Source organism: Streptomyces sp. TLI_146 (assembly GCF_002846415.1).
Classification (GTDB): domain Bacteria; phylum Actinomycetota; class Actinomycetes; order Streptomycetales; family Streptomycetaceae; genus Streptomyces.
Window position 1 is genome coordinate 4,719,499 of the sequence record NZ_PJMX01000001.1, and the last position, 20,457, is coordinate 4,739,955.

Here is a 20,457-nt window from a genome sequence, read left to right on the forward strand (position 1 = left end):
ACGTGAAACGTCTCTCGCGCCCTGTACCGGTCCGGTATCAGCTGACGGTCACGGACGGATCCGCTTCCGGTGCCCGGTAGCGTATGCGCGAACAGCACACCGCCGGACCACACACACGGGTGCGGTCGGGACTGACGGAGAGGGCTGGAACGTTATGGAAGAGCCGCGTCGCCTCGGCGGCCGGTACGAGCTGGGCCAGGTGCTCGGCCGTGGTGGCATGGCGGAGGTCTACCTCGCGCACGACACCCGGCTCGGCCGCACTGTCGCCGTGAAGACGCTGCGGGCCGACCTCGCCCGCGACCCGTCCTTCCAGGCCCGGTTCCGCCGTGAGGCCCAGTCCGCCGCCTCGCTCAACCACCCGGCGATCGTCGCGGTCTACGACACCGGCGAGGACTACGTCGACCAGGTCTCCATCCCGTACATCGTGATGGAGTACGTCGACGGGTCCACCCTGCGTGAGCTGCTTCACTCCGGGCGCAAGCTGCTGCCCGAGCGCACGCTGGAGATGACGGTCGGCATCCTCCAGGCCCTGGAGTACTCCCACCGCGCCGGCATCGTCCACCGCGACATCAAGCCCGCCAACGTCATGCTGACGCGCACCGGCCAGGTCAAGGTCATGGACTTCGGCATCGCGCGGGCCATGGGCGACTCCGGCATGACGATGACGCAGACCGCGGCCGTCATCGGCACCGCCCAGTACCTCTCCCCGGAGCAGGCCAAGGGCGAGCAGGTCGACGCCCGGTCCGACCTGTATTCGACCGGCTGCCTCCTCTACGAGCTGCTGACCGTCCGGCCGCCGTTCGTCGGCGACTCGCCGGTCGCGGTCGCCTACCAGCACGTACGGGAAGAGCCTCAGCCGCCGAGCAACTTCGACCCCGAGATCACGCCCGAGATGGACGCCATCGTCCTGAAGGCGCTGGTCAAGGACCCGGACTACCGCTACCAGTCGGCCGACGAGATGCGCGCCGACATCGAGGCCTGCCTCGACGGCCAGCCGGTCGCCGCGACCGCCGCCATGGGCGCGGTCGGCTACGGCGGCTACGACGCCTACACCTCGGGCCCCCAGGACCAGCCGACGACCGCGCTGCGGCCCACGGACGCGGCGGGCCAGACGTCCATGCTGCCCCCGGTCAACCCGGACGACGGCTACGGCTACGACGACCGCCCCGACCGCCGCCGCCAGAAGAAGTCGCACACCTCGACGATCCTGCTGGTCCTCGCCGGTGTGCTGGTGCTCGTCGGCGCCATCCTGATCGGCAAGGCGGTCTTCGGCGGGGGCGGCGACAGCGGCAAGGTGCCGGTGCCGCAGCTGGTCGGCGAGACCCAGAAGTCCGCCGAGACCCTGACGGCGAACGTCGGCCTCAAGCTGACCGTGTCCAAGACGGAGCCCTGCGCCGACCAGCCCAAGGGCAACGTCTGCAGCCAGACCCCGACCAGCGGCAAGCTCGACAAGGGCGAAGCCGTCTCGGTCGTCGTCTCGGCCGGCGCGCCCAAGGTCGAGGTCCCGGACGTCACGGAGAAGAAGAAGGACAACGCGACCCAGCTCCTCCAGGACAAGGGCTTCACCGTGAAGACCACCACGGTCGAGTCCGAGCAGGAGGAGGGCACGGTCGTCAGCCAGAACCCCGAGGGCGGCAAGCAGGTCGAGAAGGGCTCCGAGGTCACCCTCACCATCGCCAAGAAGAAGACGTCCAAGCTCCCCGACGTCACGGGCACGGACTACAACGCGGCGGTGGCGCAGCTCAGCACGCTCGGCTACACCAACGTGTCCCGCCAGGACGTCGACTCGGACAAGCCCGCGGGCCAGGTCGTCGACCAGACGCCCAAGGGCAACACCAACCAGACCAAGGACGTCCAGATCGTCCTGAAGGTCTCCAAGGGCCCGCAGACGCCCGCGCAGGTCCCGGTGCCCAGCGTGTTCGGGATGACCGTCAAGCAGGCCACCGAGAAGCTCAACGCGGCCGGATTCAGCAACATCCAGTTCGCACCGGGCAGCTCCGGTGACGAGAAGGCCCGGGTCACCTCGCAGACCCCGCCGGCCAACACCCCGTCCGACCCGGCCACCACGGCGATCGTCCTGACGACGATCGGCGGCGGCGGGCAGGGCGGCCAGGACGGCGGCGGGAACTTCCCGTTCGGCGGCCCGTCCGGCCGCTGACCCCCGGCACAGCGCAAAGCCCCGGTCCCCTTCGGAGGGGGCCGGGGCTTTTCCGTACGCACGCCGGGTACGCGGGCGCCGGACGGGGGCGCTAGCGCAGCTCCACGGGCTTGGTGCGCTTCTCGTCGACCTTCTGGGTGCGGACCAGCTCGCCCCACACGATGTAGCGGTAGTCGGAGGTGTAGACGGGCGTGCACGTCGTCAGCGTGATGTAGTGGCCCGGCTTCTTGGCGCCCGACTCCTTCGGCACCGGCTGCAGGACGTCGACGTTGTACTTCGACGTCTCCTTGAGCTCCGCGAACGTCTTGTAGACGTACCAGGTGTCCTTCGTCTCGAAGACGATCGGATCGCCGGTCCTTATCTTGTCGATGTTGTGGAACTTCGCGCCGTGGCCGTCGCGGTGCGCGGCCAGGGTGAAGTTGCCCTTGGTGCCGCTCGCGGGCAGGACCGCCTTCAGCGGGTCGGTGTAGTAGCCCGCGACGCCGCCGTTGAGCACCTTGGTGTCGGTGCCCTTCTTGACCAGCACCTCGCCGTTCCTCATGGCGGGTACGTGCAGGAAGCCGATGCCGCCCTTGGTGTCGAGGGCGCCGGGACCGCTGTTCGCCCAGTCGCGGCGGACGTTCTTGCCCTCCTTGGCCGCCTCGCGGTCCGCTATGACGTTGGTCCACCACAGCGAGTAGACGACGAAGAGGCCGAGCACCAGCCCGGCCGTGATCAGCAGCTCACCGATGACGCTGACGACCCCGGCGACCACGCGGCGGCGGCGCGGTCGCTGCGGGACGGGGGCCTCGGTCGGCTGCTCGTCGTGCTCGGTCCTCAACTCCACCGCACCTGTCTGTCGTTCCGTCAGCCGGCGAGCGCGTCGGGCACGCCCTTGCTGCGCGGTCGTTCGTCGACCATCTTGCCCCACACGATCATTCGGTACGTACTCGTGAATTCGGGGGTGCAGGTCGTCAGTGTCAGGTAGCGGCCCGGCCGGGTGAACCCCGAGCCGACCGGGATCGGCTTGAGCACCGAGACGTTCTTGGGGCTGGTCGACGGGAGCATCCCGGTGATCGCGTACGTGTAGTACGCCTGCTGGGTCTCCACGATCACCAGATCGCCCGGCTTGAGCCGGTTGATGTAACGGAAGGGCTCGCCGTGCGTGTTGCGGTGCCCGGCGACCGCGAAGTTGCCGCTCTTGTCGCCCGGCATCGCGGTCTTCAGGCTGCCCTGGCCGTAGTGGCCGACCATGCCCTTGTCGAGGACCTTGTGCTTGCTGGTGCCCTCGGCGACGGGGACGACCACGTCCAGCTTGGGGATGTGCATGATGGCGAAGCCCTTGCCGGGCTCGAAGGCGCCGGGGGCCTGCTTGCCGCTGGCCCAGTCGTGCGTGATCTTCTTCGCCTCGCTGCCCGCCTGCTGATGGGCGCGGATGTTGGTCCACCACAGCTGGTACGTGACGAACAGGAGCATCACCACGCCGAGCGTGATGAACAGTTCGCCGACGATCCGGCTGGCCACCACGGCCGGGCTGTCCTTGCGCGCCTTGGCGGCGCGGCGCGCCTCGGCACGGGTCTGCGGACGGCCGCTCGCCACGGGCCCGGCGGGCGCGGCCGCGGATCGGGAGGAGGCCCGGTGTCCGCGCGCCTTGGCGGCCCGGCGGCGCTCGGCCCGGCCGCCGGTGGGGGGCGCGGGCGGCTCGGCTATGCGCTTGAGCGCCATGGTCGAGTCGTCGTAGGGGACGACGTCGGGCTCGGGCTCGGCCAGGGGCGCCGGGGCGGGGTCGGGGAGCGGCGGTCCGGAGTCGGGCACAGGGTCCACGGCGGGCTCCGCGTACCACTCCTGAGCGGGCGCGGGCGCGGCTTCCGCCACGCGCGCGTAGGCGTCGCCCGGCACCTGAGCCTGGGCCTGGACCTCGTACTGGGCCTGGCCCTGGGCCTCGTACGGGGCCCCGGCCTGCGCGATGTTGTCCGCCCTGAACCAAGGCGACCCGTGACCACCCGCCGGATTGAGGCCTCCCCTGCTCGAGCGGAGCCGAGAGTTTGGGGAAGGGTCCGTCAGCGGGTCGTACTCGTGCTCGGGCCGGACGGCCGTCACGCCGCGGCCTTGCCCACCACCGGTGCCAGGCCTGCCGACCGCTCGACGGCTCCCTTGTCCCCGCACCGCACCAGCCAGTTGGCGAGCATCAGATGGCCGTGTTCGGTCAGAACGGACTCGGGGTGGAACTGGACGCCCTCCACGGGCAGCTCCCGGTGGCGCAGCCCCATCACGATCCCGTCGGCCGTCCAGGCGGTGACCTCCAGCTCCGCGGGGAGCGTGGCGGGCTCGGCGGCCAGCGAGTGGTAGCGGGTCGCGGTGAACGGCGAGGGCAGCCCCTGGAAGACCCCGGCGCCCTCGTGCAGGACCGGCGAGGTCTTGCCGTGCAGCAGCTCGGGAGCCCGGTCGACCACACCCCCGTACGCCACCATCATCGACTGCATGCCGAGGCAGACACCGAAGACCGGCACCCCGGTCGCCGCGCAGTGGCGCACCATCTCGATACAGACGCCGGCCTGCTCGGGCGCGCCAGGGCCGGGCGAGAGCAGCACGCCGTCGAAGCCGTCCTGCGCGTGCTCCAGGGACACCTCGTCGTTGCGTACCACCTCGCACTCGGCGCCCAGCTGGTACAGGTACTGGACCAGGTTGAAGACAAAGCTGTCGTAGTTGTCCACGACGAGAACGCGTGCGCTCATCGGGTCGCTCCCCTGCCCTGGTCGACGGTGACATCGTTGAACGGCAGCAGCGGCTCCGCCCACGGGAAGATGTACTGGAAGAGCACATAGACAATCGCCAGTACCAGTACGAGCGAAGTGAACGCCCGTACCCACGCGTTGCCCGGCAGATGCCGCCAGATCCAGCCGTACATGCGGTCCGCTGTCCCTTCCGACGATCGTTACCGCACCAGACTAAGGGTCGGCGCTGTGGGCAGGGGGCTCAGCCGGTCAAAGCTTGGGGCTTGCCCTGGGCCGCCGGCCGGGTGGAGTCGAGGTGGCCCCAGGCGATCAGCCGGTGGCTGCTGCCCCATTCCGGATCGCAGGTGGTGAGGGTCAGATAGCGGCCGGGGGAGCGGAACGGCGACTTGGCCGGGACCGGATCGATGACTCCTGTGTCGCTGGGCACGGTCCGGTAGGGCTTGTTGTCGAGGCGGTACGTGAACCAGGTCGTCCCGTCGGTGAGCACCACCGCGTCGCCGGGCCGCAGCTCGGGGAAGTCCTTGAAGGGGTCGCCGTAGGTACGCCGGTGCCCGGCCACCGAGAAGTTGCCCGGCTGCCCCAGGCGCGTGGTGCTGGCGTAGTGCCCGAGGCCCTTCTGGAGGTCCTTGACCCCGGTCCCCTCCAGCACGGGCTTGTGCCAGTCCTTGCCCAGCCTGGGGATGTACATGACCGCGAAGGACTTTCCCTCGCTGTACGGGGCGGGGGCGGGCGGCGCGCTCCGCTGGGGCGCGCTCGTGGCTGGGGCCCGCTCCCACTGGTGGCGCAGGGCGGATATCTGGCTGTCGGCGGCGCTGTCCGCCTTCACCCCGGTCCAGTACAGGACGTACGCGACGAAGAGGACGATCAGGGTGCCGACCGTGATGCACAGCTCGCTGAGCGTCCTGACGACCAGCCGCACCGAGACCACAGGCACCGGGCCGCCCCCCTCCCGCGCTATCCCACCGGCTTCGCGTAGTGGAGATCCACTGTGCCCGAGTAGCCGGGCAGAGTCATCGCCTTGTGCTCGTCGACTTTCCAGCCGAGCCCGTACGCCTTCACATACAGCTGGTAGTTCTGGATCGCCCGGGAGTCGGTGAGCGCCTTGCGCAGCTTCCCGGGATCGCCCACCGCGCTGATCTTGTACGGGGGCGAGTAGACGCGGCCCTGGAGGATCAGGGTGTTGCCGACGCAGCGCACGGCGCTGGTGGAGATGAGCCGCTGGTCCATGACCTGGATGCCCTGGGCGCCGCCCTGCCACAGCGCGTTGACGACGGCTTGGAGGTCCTGCTGGTGGATGACCAGGTCGTTGGGCTGGGGGGCGGGGTAGCCGGGGGCGGCCGTGGCGTTGGGCGGGGCGTCGTTGAGGGTGACGCTGAGCGCCTTGCCGGCGACCTGCTCGGTGCCGGCCGCGTCCTTGAGGGCGGCGAGTTGCTGGTCCTCGGCCTTGGTGGAGCCGTTGTCGCGCTGGGCGAGCGCGTCGACGGTGCTCCGGACGGTGGCGGTGGACTGGTCGAGCTCGGCGTTCTTGCGGCTGCGCTGCTGGATCAGGTCGGAGAGCTTCAGCAGCGAGGCGTCGGTGCGGATGTTGGTGCCCTTGGCCGTGTTGAAGCTGGTGACGAAGATGAGTCCGGCAAGGGCGAAGACGGCGGCGGAGAGCAGCCGGACGGGGCCTGCGCGAAAGCGGCGGCGCGGTTCGGCGGGCTCACCAGGGAGCCCTTGTGGGGAGTCGGCGGAATTGCTCAACGTACCCTTACTCCTTCGGCGCCACGGAAGCACTACGCTAACGGACGCCTGGGGGCAGCAGTGATCCCCTATTGCCCCTCCGCCGCCGCCCAGCCATAGTTCCCTGCGCGGTCACGCAGCGCATCGACAGGAGTGTTCCTCGTGCCGAAGTCACGTATCCGCAAGAAGGCCGACTTCACGCCGCCGCCGGCGGCGAAGCAGGCCACCGCCATCAAGCTGGGCAGCCGGGGCTGGGTGGCCCCGGTGATGCTGGCGTTCTTCCTGATCGGGCTCGCCTGGATCGTCCTCTTCTATGTGACCGAGGGCGATCTGCCGCTGAAGTCCTTCGGGAACTGGAACATCGTGGTCGGCTTCGGCTTCATCGCCGGCGGCTTCGGTGTCTCCACGCAGTGGAAGTAGCCCCTCCACAGCCTCCTCGTCAAGCCTTGCCCACGGGTTATCCACAACGCTATCCACACTGGGGAAAAGGTCAGACGATCTGTGGATAACCTCCGCCGTGTTGACGCCGGTGTGACTGCACTCTTCCACACCGGCCCACGGCCCGCCCCTTGTCTCTGCTGGGAAAACCCAGGTCAGCGACAAGGGGCACAGCTGTTCCCCACCGGGTGCACAAGATCCGGCACACACTGTGGACAACCTTGGGGGAAAGCAGGACTCCGCGTGCCCGCCCAGGTGGCGGCCCGCCGGTTCAGGTGAGCGCGGCGGTGCGGGCTATCACGATGACCACGACGGCCAGCAGGACCACGCCGCACGTCCCCCACTGGATCAGCGACCGGCGCTCGCGCGGCGCGTGGACCATGGCGTAAGCGATCACCGTGCCGCCGACCAGACCGCCGATATGGGCCTGCCAGGCGATCCCGCCCCACGGGTTGAACGTGATCACCAGGTTGATCACCAGGAGCGCGATCAGCGGGCGCATGTCGTAGTTCAGCTTGCGCATCAGCACGGCGGTGGCGCCGAACAGCCCGAAGATCGCCCCGGAGGCGCCCAGCGAGGGAGTGTTCGGGGCGGCGAGCCAGTACGTCAGCGCGCTTCCGGCGAGCCCGGAGACGAAGTAGAGCGCCAGATAGCGCACCCGGCCGAGCGCCGCCTCCAGCGGCCCGCCGATCCACCACAGGCTGAGCATGTTGAACACGATGTGCATGGGCCCGCCGTGCAGGAACATCGACGTCGCCAGGCGGTACCACTGCCCTTCTGCGACGCCCTCCATCCCGCCGCCGGGCAGGTACGAGGCCCACCCGATCAATTCGAACCTCTGGGAAAAGCTGTCGCCGACCGCCTGCTGGAGCAGATACCCGACCAGGTTCAGCCCGATCAGGATCTTGGTGAGCAGATGCGGGTCGCCCGGCGCGATCGCGGCACCCGCCATCGTGCGCGGCTGGTTGGCCGTCGGCGCATGGCCGGTGCCGGAGCCGCCGCGGACGCACTCCGGGCACTGGAATCCGACCGAGGCGCTGACCATGCACTCCGGGCAGATCGGGCGCTCGCAGCGGGTGCAGGTGATCCCCGTCTGCACGCCCGGGTGCCGGTAGCAGCTCGGCAGGCTCGCCTGGTCCATCGGGCTCCTTGTACTCGGTGCGGGTGCGGCAACCGCGCCGCCCCGCTCGTCACGTCATACGGACGAGCGGGGCGGTTTGGTTCCCCTCGAACGGGTGCCGTCGGCGGTGTCGGTTCCTCGGGTGCGCGTTGACCCCGCCGGAACCGGGCCGCGCGGGGCTCAGCCCTCGCGGGACTCGATGACGACCGACTCGATGACCACGTCCTGGACGGGGCGGTCGGTACGCGGGTTGGTCTGGGTGCTCGCGATGGCGTCCACGACCTTCCGGCCGGCGTCGGTGGCGACCTCGCCGAAGATCGTGTGCTTACGGGTCAGCCACGCGGTGGGGGACACCGTGATGAAGAACTGCGAGCCGTTGGTGCCCGGCCCGGCGTTCGCCATGGCCAGCAGGTACGGCTTGTCGAAGGCCAGCTCCGGGTGGAACTCGTCGGCGAACTCGTAGCCCGGGCCGCCGGTGCCGTTGCCCAGCGGGTCGCCGCCCTGGATCATGAAGCCGCTGATCACCCGGTGGAAGACCGTGCCGTCGTAGAGCGGGTCCGTGGACTGCTTGCCGGTCGCCGGGTGCGTCCACTCGCGCTCGCCCTTGGCCAGCTCGACGAAGTTCCTGACCGTCTTCGGGGCGTGGTTCGGCAGGAGCCGGATCTCGATGTCCCCTTGGTTGGTCTTCAGGGTGGCGTAAAGCTGCTCGGCCACGGTCTGCCTTCCTTTGGTCTGCACTGACGTCCCACGATCCTCGCACGGAGGGCCCCACGGCAAGGAAATGCCGCCGAGTGCCGCCGATCCCCGCCGAACAGGCGCGCCCCGGGGCGAACCGTGGCATCGTCGGACACGAGCTCCCCTCGCACCGCCCTCGCGCCCTCGTGCCGTACATCACCCGAAGCCGCCCCGCATGACCCGGATGCCTTTCCGCGCATGCCGGGTACCCGTCCGACAGGCATGATTTCGAGATGGGTGGAAAGGCGACACTGTGCTCATTCCGGCGACAACCCACCGGACCGCCCTGAACCCCGCCACCAAGGAGGAGGATCACGTGACCCGCATGGACAGCGTGCGCGCCGCGACCGGCTCGGCGAAGGAGAGCGTGCTGCACGCCGCGGAAGTGGTGGCGCCCTACGCCGACTCGGCCAAGAGCCATGCCGCGCGCTATGCGCACGAAACGAACGCGCGGCTCGCGCCCAAGGTGGCCAAGGCCGCCCAGCAGGCCCGCAGCCAGGCCCATCTCCAGTACGACGCGCATCTCGCGCCGCACGTGCCGCCGAAGGTCGAGGAGGTGGCCCGGGAGGCCGCCGCCCGCTCCCGCCGCGCCGCCCGCCAGGCCGCCGACTACACGGCGCCCCGCGTCAGTCAGGCGGTCGCCGCCGCCCAGCCGGTCCGCGAAGAAGCGATGGCCCGCTCGGCGGCCGCCCTCGCGGCGCTGCGCGGCCAGATCACCCCGCGCCAGATCGAGAAGCTGGCGAAGAAGCAGCGCCGCCGTGCCCGGGCCGGGCGCGCCGCCAAGTACCTCGTGGTCGTCGGCGTCCTGGCGGGCGGCGCCGTCGCCGCGTGGAAGTGGTGGGACAAGCAGGCCAACCCGGACTGGCTGGTCGAGCCCCCGGCGCCCACCGAGGTCGCCGAGCGGACCCCGCTGAGCGCGGTCGACGGCAGCGACGCCCTCGACCCGGAGGTCCAGGCCAAGGAGGCCGAGGAGGCCGAATACGGCGGCGACGAGCGCAGCGGCCACTGACGCCGGGCCACCGGCGGTACGTAACGCGACGGCGGGTGCCGTGGACCACTGGTCCACGGCACCCGCCGTCGTCGTGCTGTGGAGCCTAGGGGAGTCGAACCCCTGACATCTGCCATGCAAAGACAGCGCTCTACCAACTGAGCTAAGGCCCCGGGAAGGTGATGCGCAGACCAGAGTACCGGGTGGAACCGGGTATCCCGCAAAAGGATTGGGACTCCCGATAGACGACCACTCTCCGTAAGATGCTCGTCGGGGTTCGCGACAGCGAAGCGCCTCAATGGGGAAGCGATGGGGAGACGCGCAATGGACGCAACGCAGCAAGAAGCGACCGCAAGAGCGAGGGAGCTTCAGCGGAGCTGGTACGGAGAGCCGCTGGGGGCGCTCTTCCGCCGGCTGATAGACGATCTCGGCCTGAACCAGGCCAGGCTCGCCGCCGTCCTCGGGCTCTCGGCCCCCATGCTGTCCCAGCTGATGAGCGGTCAGCGCGCCAAGATCGGCAACCCGGCCGTCGTCCAGCGCGTCCAGGCCCTGCAGGACCTGGCGGGCCAGGTCGCCGACGGCAGCGTCAGCGCCGCCGAGGCCACCGACCGGATGGACGAGATCAAGAAGTCCCAGGGTGGCTCGGTTCTTACCAACACCGGCCAGACCACGACGAGTTCGGGCGCTCCGACCGTGCGCCGCGTGGTACGCGAGATCCAGTCGCTGCTCCGCTCTGTCGCCGCCGCCGGGGACATCATCGACGCCGCCGACACCCTCGCCCCGGCCCACCCCGAGCTGGCAGAGTTCCTCCGGGTGTACGGCGCCGGACGCACCGCGGAGGCGGTCGCCCACTACGAGGCGCACCAGAGCTGACGGCCATGGGGGCGGGGAGGTCAGGTGGGTGAGGTCTTCGCCGGTCGGTACGAGCTCATCGACCCGATCGGCCGCGGTGGCGTCGGTGCCGTCTGGCGCGCCTGGGACCACCGCCGCCGCCGCTGTGTGGCGGCGAAGGTCCTCCAGCAGAGCGACGCGCACACCCTGCTGCGTTTCGTCCGCGAGCAGGCGCTGAGGATCGACCACCCTCATGTGCTGGCCCCGGCGAGCTGGGCCGCCGACGACGACAAGGTCCTGTTCACCATGGACCTGGTGACCGGCGGCTCGCTGGCCCATCTGATCGGGGACTACGGGCCGCTGCCGCCCCGGTTCGTCTGCGTGCTGCTCGACCAGCTGCTCGCCGGGCTCGCCGCGGTGCACGCCGAGGGGGTCGTCCACCGCGACATCAAGCCGGCCAACATCCTCCTTGAGGCCACCGGCACCGGGCGGCCGCATCTGCGGCTGTCCGACTTCGGTATCGCGATGCGCAAGGGTGAGCCGCGGCTCACCGAGACGAACTACGTGATGGGCACGCCGGGGTACTTCGCGCCCGAGCAGATCATGGGCGCGGACCCGGACTTCCCGTCCGACCTGTTCGCGGTCGGCCTGGTCGCCCTGTATCTGCTGGAGGGTCAGAAGCCGGACGCCCGGGCCCTGGTGGAGTACTTCACCGCCCACGGCACTCCCGGGGCGCCACAGAGCGTCTCCGAGCCGCTGTGGCAGGTCCTGGCGGGTCTGCTGCAGCCGGACCCGCACGTCCGCTTCCGGACGGCCACGGGCGCGCGCAAGGCGCTGGCCTCGGCCGTCGAGCTGCTGCCGGACGCCGGGCCCGACGAGGAGCCGGTCGAGGTCTTCGACCAAGTCGGCCCGCTTCCCGAAGGGTTCGTCCCGCGCGAACTCCCGCCGGTCCTTCGGGGACCGCAGCCGACCGGTACGTCCGGTACATCCGGGACGCCCGCGACCCCACAGCGATCGGCCCACCTCCCGCAGGAAGAGCAGCGGAAGCAGGAGGGGGAGCAGGAACGGGAGCAGAAGCGGGCGTGGGAGCAGAAGCGCGAAGAGCAACAGCCGCTCCCTGACCACCAGTTGTCCACCCCGCCCACGGCCGACGGATTCCATCCGATCCCGCCCCCTTATCCGCCCTCGTACACACCCACCCCTGTCACTAAGAGGTACACCGGCCAAAGCGCGCAGGTTCCCACTCCGGCCCCACCGGTTTCCGCACCTGTCCACAGCCCGGCCCACACCCCGGTCCACAGCCCCACGCCTCCACCACCCGCCGCCCGGCACAAACGCCCGGGACCGCCCCCGAAGGTGACGGTCCCGGTCCTGCTCCTGGCCCTGCTCTGCTTCGCCGTCGGCTTCTGGGCGCTCAGCCAGGTCTGAACCGAGGTTCTGGGCTCAGCCAGCCGGAAAGGGGCTCCTGGGAACCCTCAGCCCGGCCTGACCGGCTGCGCCCGCCGCCGCGCGACCAGCGTCCGCACCCCCAGCCACCCCACCAGCAGCGTCCCCGTCCCGATCCCGCCCGCCGCGAGCAGCCGCATCCTCGTCGAGCCGCCGTCGTGCCCCGGCGGGGCCGCGGCCGGGACGGGGCTGGTGGTCCGGCCGTCGGCCGCGAAGTCGGGCGCGGCCCCTTCGTACGCGGGCGCCGGCTTCGCCTCGCCGCGCACGCCCACCCGCAGCGTGACGGAGTACGCCCCCGGGCCGAGCACCTGGGCAACCTTGGGGCTGAGGCTGACCGCCAGATAGTGGTCGCCCCCGAAGCGCAGCGCGGCGACCGGGCCCGAGGTGGAGTACCGGTTCTCGTACGCCACCGGCGCGAGCGGCTGGAAGGCGACGGATGCGGGCCTCCCGTCGTAGCCCGTGTACACGTCCACGACCGGGCCGAGCGCCGGGTTGTAGAGCTGGAGGTCGATGGCCTTGTCCACGTATCGGCTCCCGCCCGCACGGCCCAGTTCGGCGGTGGCGGACAGCTGCTGTCCCCAGCCGACCGGGACGCGGTAGAAGAGCGTGGCGCCCGGCTTCAGCGTGTCGCGCCACGCGCCGCCGCTCAGCGGGGCCGCGTCGGCGAAGCCCGTACCGCCATGGACCGCGCGCGCCGCCGAGGAGGGCACGGGCGGCGCGGTGGTCGCCCAGTGTGTGGGCGCGGTCGTCGCGGCGTCGACCGTGAGCCTCGGCTCCCTGGTGTGCCGCAGCTCCAGGCCCCACTCACCGGGCGTGGAAGCGGCGCCGCCGATCCGCTGGACCAACACGTAGTACGGGCCCGCCGCCTGACAGGACGTCTGATTGCGGGTCAGGCCGCGTGAGACGTACGCGGCGATCGGCCTCGGGTACTCGGGCGAGCCGAAGACCGCGCGGCCGGTGTCGCAGGTGTTGCCGTCGCGGTCCTGGAGCGTGAGCTCGATGCCGTCGCCGAAGGCGACCTCGGTGTCCGGCTTCGGCACCGCCACGGCCGACACATAGGCGTCTCCGGTGCTGCCCAGGTCGACCTGGAAGTACGCCTTGGTGCCGGGCCCGACGGCCGACCGGTACACCTTGCCCGCCGCCAGCCGCGGCGCGCCCTGCCCGGTGGCGGCCGCGGTGACCGGCCGGGCGTGCGGGTCGTAGCGGTAGGGGCTGTCAGCGCGGTACGGGCGCTGTGGGCCGGTCGCGGCCTGTGCGCCCTGGCCCGAAAGAGCCGCCAGCGCGCACAGCGCGGCCAAGGCGGCCACGGCCCGGCCCTTCCCACGCTGGTTCGTCATGCCGCCGCGCCCCCTTCAATTTTGCTTCTGCAAGCCATTGATTTGCGCAGGTGAACCCGTGGGGACGACTGCCCCGGGCACATGACAGCACAGAGCCCCGGCCGCGTCGGCGGCCGGGGCTCTGCAACTTGGACTCTGTGGGGCTCACACACCCGAACCTGCGGGCACGGAGTCGGTCGCCTCCGTCCACAGGTCCTGCTCGGCGCGATCCGCCTGGATCTGGCGGTACACGAGGAGCCCGCCGATGGCGGCCAGTGCGACCAGGAGGAGCTTCTTCACCGCGCGACCTCGTCTTTCCTTGACGTAAGGGACCTCTGCCGCCCGACTATACACACCGATCGATACCAATCGGTGATGGTCCATCCGAGTGCAGTTCATCGGAAGATCCGCCCATAACGGTGCGTCGCCCCCTCGCTCTGCGGCGCTGGTGCACATCATGAGATCCAACGCAAATCGGGCACCTGAAGAACGACCCAGAAGCGAGGAAGTCATGGCAACCAGCAAGCTCACGACGTGGTGGACCGCACTCATCGGCGCGCTCGTCGCCCTCCTCGCCTCCCTCGGCCTGACCGGCCAGGCCACCGCGGCCGCTTCCGTACCGCAGCAGGCCGCCGCGCACCACCGCGGCGAAAAGCTGCTCCCCGAGACGCCGAACGTGCGCTGGGCCCTGCCCAGTGCCTCGGCACTGCCTCCCACGATGAAGCAGCGCATCCGCGCCGAGGCCCACGGCTCCTCGCCGTCGACCCGGCACCTGCCCGGAGCCCACGACGAGAACGAGGGCGGCGACGGAGCAGGGGGCTCGACCGGTGACGAGACGCCCTCCCGGGACGACGGAGACCTGGTGGCCACACCCTGACCGCTCTCCCAGCTCCTGCCCGAGCTTGCGAGCCACGAGCCCGGCGACTCCCCCGAGTTGCCGGGCTTCTTCGTGTACGTACGTAGTACGTACACGAGAGGACCCCATGACACGGGGGTCGCACGGCATGAGGACGGCGCGGCACGAGGACCGCACGGCACAACGAAAAGGTCCCCGGACTCTCGTCCGGGGACCTTCTGCACTGTGGGGCTAACAGGATTTGAACCTGTGGCCTCATCCTTATCAGGGATGCGCTCTAACCAACTGAGCTATAGCCCCGCCGCGCTCTGCGGGATGTCCCCCGCGCGCTGACCTCTGAAGATTAGCGCACGTGGGGGCCAGTCCCAAAATCGATAGCCGTCCCCCGTTTGAACTGCGGCTACCTGCGCTTACTCGTCCTCGGCCAGCGTGAGCTCGATGCCGCCCACGAAACCGGCCGAGAGGTTGTAGATGAACGCGCCGAGCGTCGCCAGCGCGGTGGCGAGCACCACGTCGATGACCGCGATCACCGAGGTGAAGATCAGCACGCGCGGCAGTGACAGGAAGGACTGCAGGTCGAAGCCGTTGGACTCGTTGGAGCCGGTGGCCTCGCTGATGGTCCCGCCCACCGACGAGAAGACGCCCATGGCGTCCATGACCATCCACAGCACCGCCGACGCCACCACCGTGCACACGCCCAGCGCGATGGAGAGCAGGAAGCTGACCTTCATCACCGACCACGGGTCGGCCTTGGCCACCCGCAGCCGTGCCTTGCGCGTACGCGGTGTCGTACGGGCCCCTGTGCGGGGCCGGCGGATCGCGGCGGACGACGAGCCGCCGCCGCGCTGCTGGCCGCCCTGCGTCCCGTTCTGGGACGTCGGGTAGGCCTGCGGCGGGTGGTACGGCTGCGCGGGGCCCGAGGCGGGCTTGTCGCGCTCGCCGGGCAGTGCCCCGGCGGCGTGTCCCTCGTAGTCGGACCGGGCCTTGGGCCCGCGAGTGTCGGTCACCGTTACCCCCTGGGAGTCCGCGGCAGGGCCACGGGCACCGTTCGCTCCGGAAGCGGCCGATCCGGCGCCCGTGGCTCCACTCACGCTTTACTCCTCGTGCTCACCGGCCGAAGGCTCCGTGCCCTCGACTGCGGCCTCGGCAGACTCGCCCTCGGCCGCGTCGATCTCGGTCCCTTCGGGACCGTCGACCTCTTCAGCCTCGCGACCGGCCTCGGCGTTACGAGCGATACCGACGACGGCATCGCGCTTGCCCAGGTTGATCAGTTGGACGCCCATGGTGTCACGGCCCGTCTCCCTGACCTCGTTGACTCGCGTACGAATCACACCACCGCCGAGCGTGATGGCGAGGATTTCGTCCGTCTCCTCGACCACCAGCGCACCGACCAGCGAGCCCCGGTCCTCGACGATCTTGGCGGCCTTGATACCGAGGCCACCGCGACCCTGGACGCGGTACTCGTCGACGGGGGTCCGCTTCGCGTACCCGCCGTCGGTGGCGGTGAACACGAAAGTACCGGGCCGGACGACATTCATCGAGAGCAGCTCGTCGCCCTCGCGGAAACTCATCCCCTTGACGCCCGAGGTGGCGCGGCCCATCGGGCGCAGGGCGTCGTCCGTCGCCGTGAAGCGGATGGACTGCGCCTTCTTGCTGACGAGCAGCAGATCGTCCTCGGCCGACACCAGCTCCGCGCCGATCAGTTCGTCGTCGGCGCCGTCCGCGGTCTCCCGCAGGTTGATGGCGATGACGCCACCCGAACGGGGCGAGTCGTAGTCCTTGAGCGAGGTCTTCTTCACCAGGCCGCCCTTGGTGGCCAGGATCAGATAGGGCGCCGCCTCGTAGTCGCGGATGGCGAGGATCTGGGCGATCTTCTCGTCCGGCTGGAAGGCCAGCAGGTTCGCCACGTGTTGGCCGCGCGCGTCCCGTCCGGCGTCCGGCAGCTCGTACGCCTTGGCCCGGTAGACGCGGCCCTTGTTGGTGAAGAACAGCAGCCAGTGGTGGGTGGTGGAGACGAAGAAGTGGTCGACGATGTCGTCCTGCTTCAGCTTGGTGCCCCGCACGCCCTTGCCGCCGCGCTTCTGCGAGCGGTAGTCCTCGGTCTTGGTGCGCTTGACGTAGCCGCCGTTGGTGATGGTGACGACGATGTCCTCTTCGGCGATCAGGTCCTCGATGGACATGTCACCGTCGAAGGGCACCAGCTTGGAGCGCCGGTCGTCGCCGAACTTCTCGACGATCGCGGCCAGTTCCTCGCTGATGATCTGGCGCTGGCGCTCGGGCGAGGCGAGGATCGCGTTGTACTCGTTGATCTTCGCCTGGAGCTCATCGTGCTCGGCGACGATCTTCTGCCGCTCCAGGGCGGCGAGCCGGCGGAGCTGCATCTCCAGGATCGCGTTGGCCTGGATCTCGTCGATGGAGAGCAGGCCCATCAGGCCCTCGCGCGCGACCTCGACGGTGTCGCTGCGCCGGATCAGCGCGATGACCTCGTCGATCGCGTCGAGCGCCTTGAGCAGACCGCGCAGGATGTGGGCCCGCTCCTCGGCCTTGCGCAGCCGGAACCTGGTGCGCCGGACGATGACCTCGATCTGGTGCGTCACCCAGTGGCGGATGAACGCGTCCAGCGAGAGCGTGCGCGGCACGCCGTCGACGAGCGCCAGCATGTTGGCGCCGAAGTTCGTCTGGAGGTCGGTGTGCTTGTACAGGTTGTTGAGGACGACCTTGGCGACCGCGTCCCGCTTGAGCACGATGACCAGGCGCTGGCCGGTACGGGAGCTGGTCTCGTCCCGGACGTCGGCGATGCCGCCGACCTTGCCGTCCTTGACCAGGTCGGCGATCTTCTGCGCCAGGTTGTCGGGGTTGGTCTGGTACGGAAGTTCCGTGACCACCAGGCACTGGCGGTTCTGGATCTCCTCGACCGCGACCACCGCGCGCATGGTGATCGAGCCGCGCCCGGTGCGGTACGCCTCCTCGATGCCCTTGCGGCCGACCACGAGGGCGCCGGTCGGGAAGTCGGGGCCCTTGATGCGCTCGATCAGCGCGTCCAGGAGCTCCTCGTGCGAGGCCTCGGGGTGCGACAGGAACCACTGGGCGCCGTCCGCGACCTCGCGCAGGTTGTGCGGCGGGATGTTGGTGGCCATACCGACGGCGATACCGGCGGAGCCGTTGACCAGCAGGTTCGGGAAGCGCGCCGGCAGGACCGTCGGCTCCTGGTTGCGGCCGTCGTAGTTGTCCTGGAAGTCGACGGTCTCCTCGTCGATGTCGCGGACCATCTCCATGGACAGCGGCATCATCTTGCACTCGGTGTACCGCATGGCGGCGGCCGGGTCGTTGCCCGGGGAACCGAAGTTGCCGTTGGAGTCGACCAGCGGCATCCGCATCGACCAGGGCTGGGCGAGGCGGACGAGCGCGTCGTAGATCGAGGAGTCGCCGTGCGGGTGGTACGTGCCCATGACGTCGCCGACGACGCGGGCGCACTTGTAGAAGCCCTTCTCGGGCCGGTACCCGCCGTCGTACATCGCGTACAGCACACGGCGGTGGACGGGCTTCAGGCCGTCCCGGACGTCCGGCAGCGCGCGCGAGACGATGACGGACATCGCGTAGTCGAGGTAGGAGCGCTGCATCTCCGTCTCGAGCCCGACGGGCTCAATGCGCAGTACAGGTTCTTCCTCGGTGGGTTCAGTGGTCGCGGAAGTGTTCTCGTCGGCCATTGCTGGTTCTCAAGTCCTTTCGAAGCGGTCAGCGACAGACCGACTCAGATGTCGAGGAAGCGGACGTCCTTGGCGTTGCGCTGGATGAACGAGCGCCGTGCCTCGACGTCCTCGCCCATCAGTACCGAGAACAGGTCGTCGGCCTGGGCCGCGTCGTCCAGGGTGACCTGGCCCAGGACGCGGTGCTCGACGTCCATCGTGGTGATGCGCAGCTCTTCGGCGTTCATCTCGCCCAGGCCCTTGAAGCGCTGGATGGAGTCCTCGCGGATCCGCTTGCCCGACTGCTTGCCGAGTTCCACGAGCGCGTCGCGCTCACGGTCGGAGTAGGCGTACTCGAAGTCGTCCCGGCCCCACTTGATCTTGTAGAGCGGCGGGCGTGACAGGTACACGTGTCCGGCCTCGACCAGCGGGCGCATGAAGCGGAAAAGGAAGGTCAGCAGCAGGGTGTTGATGTGCTGGCCGTCGACATCGGCGTCCGCCATCAAGATGATCTTGTGATAGCGGAGCTTGTCGATGTCGAAGTCCTCATGGACCCCGGTACCGAACGCACTGATCAGCGCCTGGACCTCGGTGTTCTGCAGGATCTTGTCGATACGGGCCTTCTCGACGTTCAGGATCTTGCCGCGGATCGGCAGGATGGCCTGGTACATCGGGTTGCGCCCGGACTTCGCCGAACCACCGGCGGAGTCACCCTCGACGATGAAGATCTCGCACTTCGTCGGGTCGTTGGACTGGCAGTCGGAGAGCTTGCCGGGAAGAGAGGCGCTCTCCAGCAGACCCTTGCGGCGGGTCAGATCGCGCGCCTTGCGGGCCGCGACACGTGCCGTCTGCGCCTGGATGGCCTTGCGGATGATGTCCGCGGCCTCGTTGGGATTCCGGTCGAACCAGTCGGTCAGGTGCTCATGCACCACCTTCTGGACGAACGTCTTCGCCTCGGTGTTGCCCAGCTTCGTCTTCGTCTGGCCCTCGAACTGCGGCTCACCCAGCTTGACCGAGATGATCGCCGTCAGACCCTCGCGGATATCCTCACCCGAGAGGTTGTCGTCCTTCTCGCGCAGCAGCTTCTTGTCCCGGGCATACCGGTTGACCAGGCCCGTGAGCGCGGCGCGGAATCCCTCCTCATGCGTACCCCCCTCGTGCGTGTGGATGGTGTTCGCAAAGGAGTAAACGCCCTCGCTGTACTGAGAGTTCCACTGCATCGCGATCTCGGCCGAGAGCATGCGCTCCTTGTCCTCGGCCTCCACGTCGATCACGGTCGGGTGGATCAGCTCGCCCTTGCGCGAGTTGAGGTACTTCACGAAGTCGACGATGCCGCCCTCGTAGTGGTACGAGACCGTGAGCGCCTGCTGGTCCTCCGACTCGTCTGCCGAGTCCGCCCCGGAGACGGCCTTCGCCGACTCCCGCTCGTCCGTCAGCTTGATCGTCAGGCCCTTGTTGAGGAAGGCCATCTCCTGGAAGCGCCGCGCGAGCGTCTCGAAGGAGTACTCGGTGGTCTCGAAGATGTCGCCGTCGGCCCAGAAGGTGACCGAGGTGCCCGTCTCGTTCGTGGCCTCGTGCCGCTCGAGCGGCGCGGTCGGGGCGCCACCCTTGTACTCCTGCGTCCAGCGGTAGCCGTCCGTCTTGATGTCGACGGCGAGCTTGGTCGAGAGGGCGTTCACCACGGAGACACCGACGCCGTGCAGACCGCCGGAGACGGCGTAGCCGCCGCCGCCGAACTTGCCACCCGCGTGCAGCACGGTGAGCACGACCTCCACGGCCGGCTTCTTCTCCACCGGGTGGATGCCCACGGGGATGCCGCGACCGTTGTCGATCACGCGGACGCCGCCATCGGCCAGGATCGTCACGTCGATCGTGTCCGCGTGCCCGGCCAGGGCCTCGTCGACGGAGTTGTCGACGACTTCCTGCACCATGTGATGCAGACCACGCTCACCGGTCGAGCCGATGTACATACCAGGGCGCTTACGAACCGCGTCCAGGCCTTCGAGGACGGTGATCGCGCTGGCGTCGTACGAGGATGTGACCTCGCCGTTCTCGCCGACGACAGTGGACGGGGTGTTCTCGTTGGGGTTGCCGGAATCGGCCACGAAGCGCCCTTTCTGGCACAGCACAGCCTTCTCCTGGGCAGGCAGGAGCAGCTGCGTCGTTCAGCGATGGTCAGCGCCGGGCGGTGCCGTGGCGGCAACACCCGACCGCGTCTTTCGGTGGGTCCCGCGAGGAGGGCGGGATTATTGACCAGTCTACCGGTAGCGCCGACATGAATGGGGGTTTGCCGGTACCTGAGTCCGCATGTGCCGCCCTGAGCGGGCGGCTGCCGACTCCCCATATCCGGGCAGGGGCTCTAAGAGCCTCACACGGGCGTTCAGCGCTTCGGCCTGTCAACCTCCGGCTACCGTGAGGGACGCCTCACCCGTACCGCCCGGTTTCCT

Annotated in this window: 19 protein-coding genes and 2 tRNA genes; 6 read left to right on the forward strand and 15 right to left on the reverse strand. The window is 69.5% G+C overall.

Annotated features, from left to right (window positions below; all coding sequences use genetic code 11):
• The first annotated feature begins 154 nt into the window (after positions 1 to 154).
• On the forward strand, positions 155 to 2,158 hold the full coding sequence (gene pknB, locus BX283_RS21175; RefSeq protein WP_101389133.1) for a Stk1 family PASTA domain-containing Ser/Thr kinase: 2,004 nt from the start codon (positions 155 to 157) through the stop codon (positions 2,156 to 2,158).
• Positions 2,159 to 2,249: 91 nt separating this feature from the next.
• Here the strand turns inward: pknB and BX283_RS21180 are convergent, their stop codons facing one another.
• From BX283_RS21180 to BX283_RS21200, 6 genes are all read right to left on the reverse strand, one after another.
• Entirely contained in the window at positions 2,250 to 2,984 is a 735-nt protein-coding gene (locus BX283_RS21180; protein ID WP_101389134.1) for a class E sortase, read from the reverse strand.
• A gap of 20 nt (positions 2,985 to 3,004) precedes the next feature.
• Complete coding sequence (locus BX283_RS21185) at positions 3,005 to 4,237, reverse strand: class E sortase (protein WP_180357214.1); 1,233 nt, start codon at positions 4,235 to 4,237, stop codon at positions 3,005 to 3,007.
• Positions 4,234 to 4,872, reverse strand: a complete 639-nt coding sequence (locus BX283_RS21190) for an aminodeoxychorismate/anthranilate synthase component II (RefSeq protein WP_101389135.1) — start codon at positions 4,870 to 4,872, stop codon at positions 4,234 to 4,236. Before BX283_RS21190 ends, BX283_RS21185 begins: the two co-directional genes overlap by 4 nt.
• Positions 4,869 to 5,045 (reverse strand): hypothetical protein, encoded by a 177-nt coding sequence (locus BX283_RS40695; RefSeq protein WP_180357215.1) that lies wholly within the window; start codon positions 5,043 to 5,045, stop codon positions 4,869 to 4,871. Before BX283_RS40695 ends, BX283_RS21190 begins: the two co-directional genes overlap by 4 nt.
• 68 nt (positions 5,046 to 5,113) lie before the next feature.
• On the reverse strand, positions 5,114 to 5,806 hold the full coding sequence (locus BX283_RS21195) for a class E sortase (protein ID WP_257583368.1): 693 nt from the start codon (positions 5,804 to 5,806) through the stop codon (positions 5,114 to 5,116).
• A gap of 20 nt (positions 5,807 to 5,826) precedes the next feature.
• On the reverse strand, positions 5,827 to 6,615 hold the full coding sequence (locus BX283_RS21200) for a DUF881 domain-containing protein (RefSeq protein WP_101389136.1): 789 nt from the start codon (positions 6,613 to 6,615) through the stop codon (positions 5,827 to 5,829).
• A gap of 141 nt (positions 6,616 to 6,756) precedes the next feature.
• Between BX283_RS21200 and crgA the strand changes: the two genes are divergently transcribed.
• Positions 6,757 to 7,014, forward strand: a complete 258-nt coding sequence (crgA, locus tag BX283_RS21205; protein ID WP_101389137.1) for a cell division protein CrgA — start codon at positions 6,757 to 6,759, stop codon at positions 7,012 to 7,014.
• A gap of 289 nt (positions 7,015 to 7,303) precedes the next feature.
• Here the strand turns inward: crgA and BX283_RS21210 are convergent, their stop codons facing one another.
• Positions 7,304 to 8,173 carry a rhomboid family intramembrane serine protease gene (locus BX283_RS21210; RefSeq protein WP_101389138.1) on the reverse strand — a complete coding sequence of 290 codons (870 nt, stop codon included), beginning with the start codon at positions 8,171 to 8,173 and terminating at the stop codon, positions 7,304 to 7,306.
• 159 nt (positions 8,174 to 8,332) lie between these two features.
• Positions 8,333 to 8,866: a peptidylprolyl isomerase gene (locus BX283_RS21215; protein WP_101389139.1), complete on the reverse strand. Its 534-nt coding sequence runs from the start codon at positions 8,864 to 8,866 to the stop codon at positions 8,333 to 8,335.
• A gap of 337 nt (positions 8,867 to 9,203) precedes the next feature.
• Between BX283_RS21215 and BX283_RS21220 the strand changes: the two genes are divergently transcribed.
• Positions 9,204 to 9,896 carry a DUF5324 family protein gene (locus BX283_RS21220; RefSeq protein WP_101392492.1) on the forward strand — a complete coding sequence of 231 codons (693 nt, stop codon included), beginning with the start codon at positions 9,204 to 9,206 and terminating at the stop codon, positions 9,894 to 9,896.
• Positions 9,897 to 9,975: 79 nt separating this feature from the next.
• Here the strand turns inward: BX283_RS21220 and BX283_RS21225 are convergent.
• Positions 9,976 to 10,048, reverse strand: a tRNA-Ala gene (locus BX283_RS21225).
• A gap of 151 nt (positions 10,049 to 10,199) precedes the next feature.
• On the opposite strand from BX283_RS21225, the gene BX283_RS21230 reads away from it, so the two are divergent.
• Together BX283_RS21230 and BX283_RS21235 are read left to right on the forward strand one after the other, a co-directional pair.
• Positions 10,200 to 10,748, forward strand: coding sequence for a DNA-binding protein (locus BX283_RS21230; protein ID WP_101389140.1), 549 nt, complete (start codon positions 10,200 to 10,202; stop codon positions 10,746 to 10,748).
• A gap of 24 nt (positions 10,749 to 10,772) precedes the next feature.
• Positions 10,773 to 12,134 (forward strand): serine/threonine-protein kinase, encoded by a 1,362-nt coding sequence (locus tag BX283_RS21235; RefSeq protein WP_101389141.1) that lies wholly within the window; start codon positions 10,773 to 10,775, stop codon positions 12,132 to 12,134.
• Between the two features lie 47 nt (positions 12,135 to 12,181).
• On the opposite strand, the gene BX283_RS21240 is transcribed toward BX283_RS21235, so the two are convergent.
• The gene (locus BX283_RS21240) at positions 12,182 to 13,489 is read right to left on the reverse strand and encodes a hypothetical protein (RefSeq protein ID WP_101389142.1); all 1,308 of its coding nucleotides are present in this window, start codon (positions 13,487 to 13,489) and stop codon (positions 12,182 to 12,184) included.
• Positions 13,490 to 13,633: 144 nt separating this feature from the next.
• On the reverse strand, positions 13,634 to 13,768 hold the full coding sequence (locus BX283_RS41060) for a DLW-39 family protein (RefSeq protein WP_003958712.1): 135 nt from the start codon (positions 13,766 to 13,768) through the stop codon (positions 13,634 to 13,636).
• Between the two features lie 211 nt (positions 13,769 to 13,979).
• Here BX283_RS41060 and BX283_RS21250 point away from each other — a divergent pair, with 211 nt between their 5' ends.
• Positions 13,980 to 14,345, forward strand: coding sequence for a DUF6344 domain-containing protein (locus BX283_RS21250; RefSeq protein WP_101389144.1), 366 nt, complete (start codon positions 13,980 to 13,982; stop codon positions 14,343 to 14,345).
• A gap of 205 nt (positions 14,346 to 14,550) precedes the next feature.
• On the opposite strand, the gene BX283_RS21255 is transcribed toward BX283_RS21250, so the two are convergent.
• From BX283_RS21255 to gyrB, 4 genes are all read right to left on the reverse strand, one after another.
• Positions 14,551 to 14,624: transfer RNA gene (locus BX283_RS21255), tRNA-Ile, on the reverse strand.
• 110 nt (positions 14,625 to 14,734) lie between these two features.
• Positions 14,735 to 15,331, reverse strand: coding sequence for a DUF3566 domain-containing protein (locus BX283_RS21260; protein ID WP_257583378.1), 597 nt, complete (start codon positions 15,329 to 15,331; stop codon positions 14,735 to 14,737).
• A gap of 87 nt (positions 15,332 to 15,418) precedes the next feature.
• Positions 15,419 to 18,031 (reverse strand): DNA gyrase subunit A, encoded by a 2,613-nt coding sequence (gene gyrA, locus BX283_RS21265; RefSeq protein WP_101389146.1) that lies wholly within the window; start codon positions 18,029 to 18,031, stop codon positions 15,419 to 15,421.
• A gap of 44 nt (positions 18,032 to 18,075) precedes the next feature.
• Positions 18,076 to 20,139 carry a DNA topoisomerase (ATP-hydrolyzing) subunit B gene (gene gyrB, locus BX283_RS21270; RefSeq protein WP_101389147.1) on the reverse strand — a complete coding sequence of 688 codons (2,064 nt, stop codon included), beginning with the start codon at positions 20,137 to 20,139 and terminating at the stop codon, positions 18,076 to 18,078.
• Positions 20,140 to 20,457 lie beyond the last annotated feature (318 nt).